Genomic DNA, 12,611 nt, shown 5'->3' with positions numbered 1-12,611 from the left:
GTTGCCTCCACCCAATCAGAGAGGCTGAGGTGCTGCGGATGTGACGGCCACTCCAGATCAAACTGTGGGAGCCGAGCTTGCTCGCGATGGCGGCGGTACATTCAGCCTCTGCGTGTCAGGCACACCGCTATCGCGAGCAAGCTCGCTCCCACAGGGGACCTGAGGTGCTGCGGATGTTGCGGCCACCCAGATCAAAATGTGGGAGCGAGCCTGCTCGCGATGGCGGCGGCAAATTCAGCCGCTGCGTGTCAGGCACACTGCTATCGCGAGCAGGCTCGACTCCCACAGGTCTGTGCTCGCTACCTGGCCGATCAGCGGCTTATAGTGACCGGTCTTACCACGCCTCAAGGAAGGAGCCGCATGTCCGAGTCCACGATCACCCTTGCACGCTTTGCTGAAGACCATATCGCCGATGTCACCGCGCTCTACAACGACCCGGCGGTGACTCGCCAAGTGCTGCAGATGCCTTTCCAGTCCACGGAAGTCTGGCGAAACCGCCTGGCGACCGCCGACGAGCATCAGCTGAAACTGGTGGCGCTGAATGACGGCAAGGTCATCGGCCACCTGGGGCTGGAGCAGTACGCGCGCGTCCGTCGTGCCCATTGCGCCAGTCTCGGCATGGGGGTGGCTGGCGCCTGGCAGGGCAAAGGCGTGGGCTCGATGTTGCTGGCCGCCGCCCTGGATGTGGCTGACAACTGGATGAACCTGCGGCGGGTCGAATTGACGGTGTACGCGGATAATGAAGCAGCTATCAGCCTGTACCGAAAGTTCGGCTTCGAAACCGAAGGCCTGATGCGCGACTACGCTGTGCGAGACGGGCGCTGGGTCGACACCCTGGCCATGGCACGGCTGCGCTGAAGGCAGTAAAACCCGCGAAATGGGCAAAACCCGGTGCATTGGCTATACCTGTAACTCAAACCCGGTCCCGGGTGGTATCCAGGAGTGAAAGCATGAAGTTCGCGTCAATGATTGGCACTGTATGCGTCGCCTCGCTCGCCCTTGCGGGTTGCTCCAGCAAGATCACCCAGCCGGACGAATATTCCGGCTTTCTGGGGGACTACAGCCGGCTCAAGGAAGACAAATCACCGTCGGGGGCCGAGGTGATGCGCTGGATCGATCCGAAGATCGACGCGAGCAGATACACCAGTATCTACATCGAGCCGACCCAGCTTTATCCCAAGCCGCAACCGACCGTGCGGATTCCCCAGGCCACCCTGTCCGGCATCACGGCGTACTACGACCAGGCGCTCAAGCGCGAAGCGGGGAAATCCTTGCCGTTGGCGAAGAGCCCGGGCCCGGGCGTGTTGGTGATGCGCGCGGCCATTACCGCGGTCAGCAGCAAGACCGAAGGCCTGAAACCTTATGAAGTGGTGCCGATTGCCTTGGTGGCAGCGGCCGTCAGCACCGCCAGCGGCATCCGTGACCAGGAAACCACCCTGGGCACCGAAGCGGTGTTTCTCGACGGCGGCAACAATGCGGTGGTCGCCCAGGTAGTGCGCAAGGGCACCGGCAAACCCTTGTCCAACGAGTCCCAGGTGATGAAGCCCGATGACGTCAAAGCGGTCATCGATGGCTGGGCGACGGATCTGAACCAGTCGTTCATGAAGCTCAAGGCCAAGTAGCGCCGCTTGAGCCATGACTTTTCATGTCCAGGCATAGGTCGCGGCCGCGTTTCATGGTTAACTCCGGCCTCGACCTTTTTCAAACCTGTCAGAAGGAATCCGTTCATGGCTCAAGTCACGCTCAAAGGCAACCCGGTTCAAGTCAACGGCCAGTTGCCACAAGCCGGTTCCAAGGCACCAGCCTTTTCCCTGGTGGCCGGCAATCTGTCCGACGTCACCCTGGCGAGCTTCGCCGGCAAGCGCAAGGTGCTGAACATTTTCCCAAGCGTCGATACGCCGACCTGCGCCACGTCCGTGCGCAAGTTCAATGCCCAGGCCAACGAGCTGAACAACACCGTGGTGCTGTGCATCTCCGCTGACCTGCCGTTCGCCCAGGCACGTTTCTGCGGCGCCGAAGGCCTGGAAAACGTCCAGAACCTGTCGACCCTGCGCGGTGCCGAGTTCATCGAGAACTACGGCGTAGCCATTGCCGACGGCCCGCTGAAAGGCTTGACCGCCCGTGCAGTGGTTGTGCTGAACGAAAACGACAACGTGCTGCACAGCGAGCTGGTCAAGGAAATCGCCGAAGAGCCGAACTACGACGCGGCGCTCAGCGTTCTGAAATAACTGTCCTGAAGTAAGTGTCCTGAAACAGAACATTTATTACAATTTCACGGCCTGGGTCCCGCCCAGGCCGTTTTCATTTGTACTTCAAGGCGTTAGCCGATTCGGCGATACGTAAGCCCAAGGTAAATTGCCGGTAAAGGCGCTTTGCTAAATAGCGGCCAGTGCTTATCGTTCAGCCTCCCGAAAAAGAAGCCCACGCGCCCAATGGTTGATCACTCCATGCAATCCTCTGTTTCCCGTCATTCCCGTCGCTGGCTGTTCGGCTTGCTCATTGTCCTGGTCGTCGCGCTGCTGGCCTGGAAGTTCTGGCCTGCCGGTACCGCCCAGAAACCTGGGGCAGGGCAGAAAGCCGCCGCGGGACACGTGAGGCGCTCGGGCGGCATGCGGCCGGGGTTCGGCAGCGCAGCGGGGCCGATCCCGGTTCGGGTCGCGCCAGCGGTCACCGGGGATTTCCCGCTGTACTACAAGGCGTTGGGCACCGTCACGGCGCTCAATACCATCAACGTGCGCAGCCGGGTGGGCGGCGAGCTGGTCAGGATCGCCTTTGAGGAAGGGCAGATGGTCAAGGCCGGGGACCTGTTGGCCGAGATCGATCCGCGTCCGTACCAGAACGCGCTGCTCCAGGCCGAAGGCACGCTGTTGCAAAACCAGGCCCAGTTGAAGAATGCCCAAGTGGACCTCGAGCGCTATCGCGGCCTGTATGCCGAAGACAGCATCGCCAAGCAGACCCTCGACACGGCGGCTGCGCTGGTGGGCCAATACCAGGGCACGGTCAAGACCAACCAGGCAGCGGTCAACGACGCCAAGCTCAACCTCGAATTCACCAGGATCCGCGCACCGATTACCGGGCGCGTCGGCCTGCGACAACTGGACGTCGGCAACCTGGTGGCGGCCAACGACACCACGGCCCTGGCGGTGATCACCCAGACCCAGCCCATCAGCGTCGTGTTCACCCTGCCGGAAAACAGCCTCGACACCGTGCTCGCCCGCTACCACAGTGGCGCGAAATTGCCCGTCGAGGCCTGGGACCGTGGCGACGTGAAGCTCCAGGCCAGCGGTGTGCTGCAAAGCCTGGACAACCAGATCGACGTCACCACCGGCACCCTGAAGTTCAAGGCCCGCTACGATAATCGCGACCAGTCGCTGTTCCCCAACCAGTTCGTCAACGTACACCTGCTGGCCGACACCCTCAAAGGCGTGGTCCTGGCGCCGACGGCTGCCGTTCAGTTCGGGACCAACGGCACCTTCGTCTATGCCCTGGACGGCGACAGGAAGGTCACCATCAGGAAGCTCAAGATCGGCGCCAGCGACGGAGAGCACACGGTGGTCACCGAAGGCCTGGTCGCCGGCGACCGGGTGGTGCTGGAAGGTACCGACCGCCTGAAAGAAGGCAGTGAAGTGGAAGTGGTCAACGACAGCCAGGAAGTGCCCACCACGCCGACCGAACACTTGCAGGGCAAGACTGCGGCGGCGCCGGCTGAGCCGGCAGCGGCCGACAAGGCGAAAAAGGGCGGCGCATGAACCTCTCGCGGCTGTTCATCCTTCGCCCGGTCGCCACGACCCTGAGCATGCTCGCCATCGTCCTGGCCGGGCTGATCGCCTATCGGCTGCTGCCGGTGTCGGCGCTGCCCCAGGTCGATTACCCGACCATCCGCGTGATGACCCTGTACCCGGGCGCCAGCCCCGATGTGATGACCAGCGCCGTGACCGCGCCCCTGGAACGGCAGTTCGGGCAGATGCCGGGCCTGACGCAGATGGCATCCACCAGTTCCGGCGGCGCGTCGGTGATCACCCTGCGTTTCAATCTCGAGATCAACATGGATGTCGCCGAGCAGCAGGTGCAGGCGGCGATCAACGCGGCCACCAACCTGCTGCCCAACGACCTGCCGGCGCCGCCGGTGTACAACAAGGTCAACCCGGCCGACACCCCGGTGCTGACCCTGGCGATTACCTCCAAGACCATGCTGCTGCCCAAGCTCAATGACCTGGTGGACACCCGCATGGCGCAGAAAATCGCCCAGATCAGCGGGGTCGGCATGGTCACCATTGCCGGTGGCCAGCGCCAGGCGGTGCGAATCAAGGTCAACCCCGAGGCCCTGGCGGCGAACGGCTTGAACCTGGCCGACGTACGCACCTTGATTGGTGCTTCCAACGTCAACCAGCCCAAGGGCAACTTCGACGGCCCGACCCGGGTCTCGATGCTCGACGCCAACGACCAGTTGACTTCGCCCAAGGACTACGCCGAGCTGATCCTGGCCTACGCCGACGGCGCGCCGTTGCGGCTCAAGGACGTCGCGCAGATCGTTGACGGCGCCGAAAACGAACGCCTTGCCGCCTGGGCCAACGAGAACCAGGCCGTGCTGCTGAATATCCAGCGCCAGCCCGGGGCCAACGTCATCGAGGTGGTGGACCGGATCAAGGCGCTTTTGCCCAGCATCACTGACAACCTGCCGGCCGGGCTCGACGTCACCGTGCTCACCGATCGCACCCAGACCATCCGCGCCTCGGTCACCGACGTGCAACATGAACTGCTGATTGCCATCGCCCTGGTGGTCATGGTGACGTTCCTGTTCCTGCGCCGGGTCAGTGCCACCATCATCCCATCGGTGGCCGTGCCGCTGTCATTGATCGGGACGTTCGGGGTGATGTACCTGGCGGGTTTCTCCATCAACAACCTGACGCTGATGGCCCTGACCATCGCCACCGGTTTCGTGGTGGACGACGCCATCGTCATGCTGGAGAACATCGCCCGGTACATCGAGGAGGGCGACAGCCCGTTGCAGGCCGCGCTCAAGGGCGCGAAACAGATCGGCTTCACGCTGATCTCGCTGACGCTGTCGCTGATTGCGGTGCTGATCCCGTTGCTGTTCATGGCGGACGTGGTGGGGCGGCTGTTCCGCGAGTTCGCCATCACCCTGGCGGTGGCGATCCTGATTTCCCTGGTGGTGTCCCTGACGCTGACGCCGATGATGTGCGCCCGGCTGCTCAAGCCTGAGCCCAAGGAGCACCAGCAGGGCCGGTTCTACCGCGCCAGCGGGGCCTGGATCGACTGGTTGATCGCGGGCTACGGGCGCAAATTGCAGTGGGTGCTCAAGCACCAGCCGCTGACCCTGCTGGTGGCGGCGGGCAGCCTGGTGCTGACGGTGGTGCTGTACCTGGCCGTGCCCAAGGGCTTTTTTCCGGTACAGGACACGGGGGTGATCCAGGGCATTTCCGAAGCGCCGCAGTCGATATCGTTTGCCGCCATGGGCGAGCGCCAGCAGCAACTGGCCAAGGTGATCCTGGCCGATCCGGCGGTGGAAAGCCTGTCGTCCTACATCGGCGTGGACGGCGACAACGCCACGCTCAACAGTGGACGCCTGCTGATCAATCTCAAGCCCCACGGTGAACGGGATGACAGCGCGACCCAGATCATTGCCCGCTTGCAGCCGCAACTGGATCGGCTGGTGGGCATCCGCCTGTTCATGCAGCCGGTGCAGGACCTGACCATCGAGGACCGGGTCAGCCGCACCCAGTATCAGTTCAGCCTGTCGTCGCCGGACGCCGAATTGCTCAGTCTCTGGAGTGGGCGCCTGGTCGAAGCCCTGGCCAGTCAGCCGGAACTGACCGACGTCGCCAGCGACTTGCAGGACAAGGGTCTGCAGGTCTACCTGGTGATCGACCGCGATGCGGCTTCACGGTTGGGCGTGTCGGTGTCGAACATCACCGATGCGCTGTATGACGCCTTCGGCCAACGGCAGATTTCCACCATCTACACCCAGGCCAGCCAATACCGCGTGGTGTTGCAGGCTGAGGCCGGAGAAAAGATCGGCCCCCAGGCGCTGAACCAGATCTACGTCAAGACCACCAACGGCGGGCAAGTGCGTTTGTCGAGCCTGGCCCGGGTCGAGGAGCGTCAGGCGCAACTGGCGATTGCCCATATCGGCCAGTTCCCGGCGGTGATGATGTCGTTCAACCTGGCGCCTGGCGTGGCCCTAGGGCACGCGGTGGAGGCGATCGAGAAGGTCCAGCGCGACATCGGCATGCCGGTGGGCGTGCAGACCGAGTTCCAGGGCGCGGCGCAGGCATTCCAGGCCTCGTTGTCGAGCACCTTGCTGCTGATCCTGGCGGCGGTGGTCACCATGTACATCGTCCTGGGCGTGCTCTACGAGAGCTACATCCACCCGATCACGATCCTGTCCACGCTGCCCTCGGCGGCCATCGGCGCCTTGCTGGCGTTGATCCTCAGTGGCAATGACCTGGGCATGATCGCGATCATCGGCATCATCCTGCTGATCGGTATCGTCAAGAAGAACGCGATCATGATGATCGACTTCGCCCTCGACGCCGAACGCAACCAGGGCATGGACCCGCAGACGGCGATCTATCAAGCCGCTTTGCTGCGTTTCCGGCCGATCCTGATGACCACCCTGGCAGCGCTGTTCGGTGCGGTGCCGCTGATGCTCGCCACCGGTTCCGGCGCCGAATTGCGCCAGCCCCTGGGGTTGGTGATGGTCGGCGGGTTGCTGGTGAGCCAAGTCTTGACGCTGTTCACCACGCCGGTGATCTACCTGTATTTCGACCGCCTGGGACGCCGGTTCGCCAAGCCTGGTGTGAAAGAGGTGCAGGCATGACGGCGCGAGCGGCAAGGGGCGAGCCACAAGCTTCAAGAGAAGAACAGGTGCAGCGCGCGCCGTCAGCTTGCCGCTGGCCGCTCGAAGCCTGGAGCGGCACCCTATGAACCTCTCCGGCCCGTTCATCAGGCGCCCCGTGGCGACCATGCTCTTGAGCCTTGCCATCATGCTGCTCGGCGGCGTGTGCTTCGGCCTGTTGCCGGTGGCGCCGCTGCCGCAGATGGATTTCCCGGTGATTGTCGTCCAGGCCAGCCTGCCAGGGGCCAGCCCCGAGGTAATGGCGTCGACGGTGGCAACGCCCCTGGAGCGTTCCTTCGGCGCCATCGCCGGGGTCAACACCATGAGCAGCCGATCCAGCCAGGGTTCGACCCGCGTCATCCTGCAATTTGACCTGGACCGTGACATCAACGGCGCGGCCCGTGAAGTGCAGGCGGCCATCAATGCCTCGCGCAACCTGCTGCCCAGCGGTATGCGCAGCATGCCCACCTACAAGAAGGTCAACCCGTCCCAGGCGCCCATCATGGTGCTGTCGCTGACCTCGGACGTGCTGGAAAAAGGCCAGCTCTACGACCTGGCCTCGACCATCCTGTCCCAGAGCCTGTCCCAGGTGTCGGGTGTCGGCGAGGTGCAGATCGGCGGCAGCTCATTGCCTGCGGTGCGCATCGAACTGGAACCCAAGGCGCTGGATCAGTACGGCGTGGCCCTGGATGACGTGCGCACCGCCATTGCCAACAGCAACGTGCGTCGGCCCAAGGGCTCGGTGGAGGACGACCGGCGCATGTGGCAGGTCCAGGCCAACGATCAACTGGAGAAGGCCAAGGACTACGAGACCCTGATCATCCGTTACCAGGATGGCTCGGTGTTGCGCCTCAAGGACGTGGCGAAAGTCACCGACAGCGTCGAGGACCGCTACAACAGCGGCTTCTTCAACGACGATGCCGCCGTGCTGCTGGTGATCAACCGTCAGGCCGGGGCCAACATCATCGAAACGGTCAACGAGATCAAGGCGCAGCTGCCGGCATTGCAGGCCGTGCTGCCGGCCAGCGTCAAGCTGAACCTGGCGATGGATCGATCGCCAGTGATCAAGGCCACGCTGCATGAGGCGGAAATGACCCTGCTGATCGCCGTGGCCCTGGTGGTCCTGGTGGTGTTCCTGTTCCTCGGCAACTTCCGCGCCTCGCTGATCCCGACCCTCGCGGTGCCGGTGTCGCTGGTGGGCACGTTTGCGGTGATGTACCTGTACGGTTTCTCGCTGAATAACCTGTCGCTGATGGCGCTGATCCTTGCCACTGGGCTGGTGGTGGATGACGCCATCGTGGTGCTGGAGAACATCTCCCGGCACATCGACGAAGGCGTGCCGCCCATGCAGGCCGCGTACCGGGGCGCCCAGGAAGTGGGTTTCACCCTGTTGTCGATGAACGTCTCGTTGGTGGCGGTGTTCCTGTCGATCCTGTTCATGGGCGGCATCATCGAAAGCCTGTTCCGCGAGTTTTCCATCACCCTGGCGGCGTCCATCGTCGTGTCCCTGGTGGTGTCCCTGACCCTCACGCCGATGCTCTGCGCCCGTTGGCTCAAGCCGCACGTGCCGGGGCAGGAGAACCGCTTGCAGCGCTGGAGCCAGCGCCTCAACGACCGAATGGTCCGTGGTTACGCCACCAGCCTGGACTGGGTGCTGCGCCACCGGCGCTTGACCTTGCTCAGCCTGCTGGTGACCATCGGCGTGAACGTGGCGTTGTACGTGGTGGTGCCGAAGACCTTCATGCCGCAGCAGGACACCGGTCAGTTGATCGGCTTCGTGCGCGGCGACGACGGGCTGTCGTTCAACGTGATGCAGCCGAAGATGGAGACCTTCCGCCGCGCGGTGCTCAAGGATGATGCGGTACAAAGCGTCGCCGGCTTCATCGGGGGCAGCAACGGCACCAATAACGCCTTCATGCTGGTGCGCCTCAAGCCCATCAAGGAGCGGGAAATTTCCGCGCAGAAAGTCATCGAGCGCCTGCGCAAGGAAATGCCCAAGGTCCCCGGCGCCCAGCTGATGCTGATGGCCGACCAGGACCTGCAATTCGGTGGTGGTCGCGAGCAGACCACCTCGCAGTATTCCTACATCCTGCAGAGTGCCGACCTGGCGTCCCTGCGCCAGTGGTACCCCAAGGTCGCGGCGGCGTTCAGGGCCTTGCCGGAACTGACCGCCATCGACGCCCGCGACGGTGGCGGGGCGCAGCAGGTGACCCTGGTGGTCGATCGTGACCAGGCCAAACGCCTGGGCATCGACATGAGCAGGGTCACCGCCGTGCTCAACAACGCCTACAGCCAGCGGCAGATATCCACCATCTACGACAGCCTCAACCAGTACCAGGTGGTGATGGAGGTCAATCCCAGATACGCCCAGGACCCGAGCACCCTCGAACAGGTCCAGGTGATCACCGCCGACGGCGCTCGGGTGCCGTTGTCGACCATCGCCCATTATGAAAACAGCCTGGAAGATGATCGGGTCAGCCATGAAGGCCAGTTCGCTTCCGAGAGCATTTCGTTCGACATGGCCGAAGGCGTGACGGTGGAGCAGGGCACCGCCGCCATCGAGCGCGCCATTGCCAAGCTCGGCATGCCTGAAGACGTCATTGCAAAAATGGCCGGCACCGCCGATGCGTTCGCGGCCACCCAGAAGAGCCAGCCGTTCATGATCCTCGGGGCGTTGCTGGCGGTGTACCTGGTGTTGGGCGTGCTGTACGAGAGCTACATTCACCCGCTGACCATCCTTTCTACGCTGCCGTCGGCGGGTGTCGGTGCGTTGCTGTCGATCTACGCGCTGGGCAGTGAATTCAGCCTGATTTCGCTGTTGGGGCTGTTTTTGCTGATCGGTGTGGTGAAGAAGAACGCGATCCTGATGATCGACCTGGCGTTGCAACTGGAGCGCGGCGGCCAGGCGCCACTCGAATCAATCCGCAGCGCCTGCCTGCTGCGCTTGCGGCCGATCCTCATGACCACGCTGGCGGCGATCCTCGGCGCCTTGCCATTGTTGCTGGGCAGCGCCGAAGGCGCGGAAATGCGCCAGCCGCTGGGCCTGACCATCATCGGCGGGCTGGTGTTCAGCCAGGTTCTGACCCTTTACACCACCCCAGTGGTCTACCTCTATCTCGATAAGCTGCGCCATCGCTTCAACCGCTGGCGTGGCGTGCGCACCGATGCTGCCCTGGAAACTCCGCTATGACCGACCGTTCGCTTTTCAATCTTGCCGCCGTGTTGGCGACCGCCCGTGGCTCCCGGGTGCTGAGCCTGGCGCTGTGCGTGGCGATGCTCAGTGCCTGCGCCATCGGTCCGGATTACCAGCGTCCGCCAGCGGCCGAACCGGCGCAGTACAAACAAGCCCAGGGCTGGCGCCAGGCCAATCCCAGCGATGCCTTGGCCCGTGGCGCCTGGTGGGAGTTGTACGGTGATGCGCAACTCAATGGCCTGGTGGAAAAACTCAACACCTCCAACCAGACGGTGGCCCAGGCCGAAGCGCAATATCGGCAGGCCCGGGCACTGGTGCGCAGTGCCCGTGGCGCGTTTTTTCCAACCGTGGACCTGACCGTGGGCAAGAACCGCTCCAGCCAGGGCACCGGCAGCAGCAGTTCGAGCCTGAGCAGTTCGTCCAGTGGCATCCGCGACACTTACAGCGCCCAGGCCGGCGTCAGCTGGGAAGCGGACGTCTGGGGCAAGCTGCGTCGTACCCTGGAAGCCGACGAGGCGAGCGCACAAGCCAGTTTCGCCGACCTGGCCGCCATGCGCCTGAGCCAGCAATCGGAACTGGTGCAGAATTACCTGCAACTTCGGGTGATCGACCAACAGAAGCGCTTGCTGCAAAGCACGGTCGACAACTACCAGCGTTCGCTGAAAATGACCGAAAACCAGTACCGCGCCGGCGTGTCCGGCAAGGATGCGGTGGCCCAGGCCCAAAACCAGCTCAAGACCACCCAGGCCGACCTGATCGACCTGATCTGGCAGCGCGCCCAGTTCGAAAACGCCATTGCGGTACTGATGGGCTTGCCGCCCGCCGAGTTCAATCTGGCGGAAACCCAGGACGTCCCGGACCTGCCGCAGATCCCCGTGGCGCTGCCGTCGCAATTGCTTGAACGGCGACCGGATATTGCTTCGGCAGAGCGTTCGGTGATGGCCGCCAACGCCAACATTGGCGTGGCCAAGGCGGCGTATTACCCGGACCTGACCCTGAGCCTCAGCGGCGGCTATAGCAGCAGTACCTACGACAACTGGGTCAGCGTGCCGAACCGCTTCTGGTCGGTGGGGCCGCAACTGGCTATGACCCTGTTCGACGGTGGTCAGCGTTCGGCGGAAGTCGACCGTAGCGTCGCCGCCTACGACCAGACCGTCGCCACCTATCGCCAGACCGTGCTCGATGGCTTTCGCGAGGTGGAAAACTACATGATCCAGCTCAAGGTCCTGGAGGACGAGGCCCGGGTACGCCAGGAAGCCCTCGATGCCGCCCGCGAATCCCTGCGCCTTACGCAGAACCAGTACAAGGCCGGGCTGATCGCCTATCTCGACGTGGTGACCGTACAGGCCACCGCCTTGAGCAACGAGCGCAGCGTGCTGGCCCTGCAACAGAGCCGCTTGATTGCCAGCGTGCAGTTGATCGCCGCGCTGGGTGGCGGCTGGGATGGGCGCATGGAGGCGCGCTGACTGTAGGAGATAGTTTTGCAGAACACCTGTGGGAGCAAAGCTTGCTCGCGACGGCAATGCTCCGGCCCCCCGGAATCTCATGGCTGCTGGCCCCTCGCGAGCAAGCTGTGCTCCCACAGATCGAGGTCTGAAGTTCCAGGTCCTGCCTATCCTGCTGTAGCCATGCTGCTCAGGGTGCATGCGGCCAGGTCCCGCTTTTGGCCGATGCACTGTCTACGTCCCGTCTCAATGGCTTGTTATAGTTCAAGCCTCTTTTCAGCCGGTAAAGGATCACTGCCATGCCGCAATACCAAGCGTTCAATGTCGAACTTGTAGACAACATCGCCCATGTGCAGATCAACCGGCCAGAAAAGATCAACGCGATGAACGCTGCGTTCTGGAGCGAGATCATCGAGATCTTCCAATGGATCGACGACACCGACGAAGCCCGGGTGGTGGTATTGAGTGGTGCCGGCAAGCACTTTTCCTCAGGGATCGACCTGATGATGCTCGCGGGCGTCGCCAATGAGTTGGGCAAGGACGTGGGTCGCAATGCACGCCTGCTGCGGCGCAAGATCCTGCAGTTGCAAGCGTCGTTCAACGCCGTGGACAACTGCCGCAAACCGGTGCTGGCGGCGATCCAGGGCTATTGCCTGGGCGGCGCCATCGACCTGATCTCGGCCTGCGACATGCGTTACGCTGCCGAGGACGCCCAGTTCTCCATCAAGGAAATCGATATCGGCATGGCCGCCGATGTTGGCACATTGCAACGCTTGCCCCGGATCATCGGGGACGGCATGCTGCGTGAACTCGCTTATACGGGGCGTAACTTTGGTGCCGACGAAGCGCGCAACATCGGCCTGGTCAATCGTGTCTACAGTGATGCCGCCAGCCTGCTCGACGGCGTGATGGGCATCGCCCGGGAAATCGCCGCGAAGTCGCCGATTGCCGTGACCGGCACCAAGGAAATGATCAGCTATATGCGCGACCACCGCATCGACGACGGGCTGGAGTACGTCGCCACGTGGAACGCCTCCATGCTGCAATCGACTGACCTGCGCGTGGCCATGGCCGCCCATATGAGCAAACAGAAACCCGAATTTCTGGATTGACC

General features: G+C 63.2%; 8 protein-coding genes. All 8 read left to right on the top strand.

The features are described from left to right. Positions 1-360 precede the first annotated feature (360 nt). The 8 genes from J7E36_RS01250 (at position 361) to J7E36_RS01215 (ending at position 12,609) form a co-directional block, all read left to right on the top strand. Positions 361-858 (top strand): GNAT family N-acetyltransferase, encoded by a 498-nt coding sequence (locus J7E36_RS01250; RefSeq protein ID WP_214999095.1) that lies wholly within the window; start codon positions 361-363, stop codon positions 856-858. A 92-nt stretch (positions 859-950) separates the two neighbouring features. Further along, positions 951-1,622 carry a DUF3313 domain-containing protein gene (locus tag J7E36_RS01245; RefSeq protein ID WP_214999093.1) on the top strand — a complete coding sequence of 224 codons (672 nt, stop codon included), beginning with the start codon at positions 951-953 and terminating at the stop codon, positions 1,620-1,622. A 105-nt stretch (positions 1,623-1,727) separates the two neighbouring features. Beyond that, a complete protein-coding gene (tpx, locus tag J7E36_RS01240) occupies positions 1,728-2,228 on the top strand; it encodes a thiol peroxidase (protein ID WP_214999091.1) in 501 nt (166 codons plus the stop codon). A 204-nt stretch (positions 2,229-2,432) separates the two neighbouring features. Then, positions 2,433-3,749: an MdtA/MuxA family multidrug efflux RND transporter periplasmic adaptor subunit gene (locus tag J7E36_RS01235; RefSeq protein ID WP_214999089.1), complete on the top strand. Its 1,317-nt coding sequence runs from the start codon at positions 2,433-2,435 to the stop codon at positions 3,747-3,749. Continuing rightward, positions 3,746-6,841 (top strand): MdtB/MuxB family multidrug efflux RND transporter permease subunit, encoded by a 3,096-nt coding sequence (locus J7E36_RS01230; protein WP_214999087.1) that lies wholly within the window; start codon positions 3,746-3,748, stop codon positions 6,839-6,841. The genes J7E36_RS01235 and J7E36_RS01230 overlap by 4 nt, the downstream gene beginning before the upstream one ends. A gap of 103 nt (positions 6,842-6,944) precedes the next feature. Beyond that, complete coding sequence (locus tag J7E36_RS01225; RefSeq protein WP_214999085.1) at positions 6,945-10,049, top strand: efflux RND transporter permease subunit; 3,105 nt, start codon at positions 6,945-6,947, stop codon at positions 10,047-10,049. Beyond that, positions 10,046-11,518 carry an efflux transporter outer membrane subunit gene (locus J7E36_RS01220; protein ID WP_214999083.1) on the top strand — a complete coding sequence of 491 codons (1,473 nt, stop codon included), beginning with the start codon at positions 10,046-10,048 and terminating at the stop codon, positions 11,516-11,518. Before J7E36_RS01225 ends, J7E36_RS01220 begins: the two co-directional genes overlap by 4 nt. A gap of 278 nt (positions 11,519-11,796) precedes the next feature. Continuing rightward, positions 11,797-12,609, top strand: coding sequence for a crotonase/enoyl-CoA hydratase family protein (locus tag J7E36_RS01215; RefSeq protein ID WP_214999081.1), 813 nt, complete (start codon positions 11,797-11,799; stop codon positions 12,607-12,609). The last annotated feature ends 2 nt before the right edge of the window (positions 12,610-12,611 follow it).

The organism is Pseudomonas fluorescens, from assembly GCF_018614775.1.
In the GTDB taxonomy this organism is placed as follows: domain Bacteria; phylum Pseudomonadota; class Gammaproteobacteria; order Pseudomonadales; family Pseudomonadaceae; genus Aquipseudomonas; species Aquipseudomonas fluorescens_BY.
This window is presented reverse-complemented; position numbering and strand designations above follow the sequence as displayed.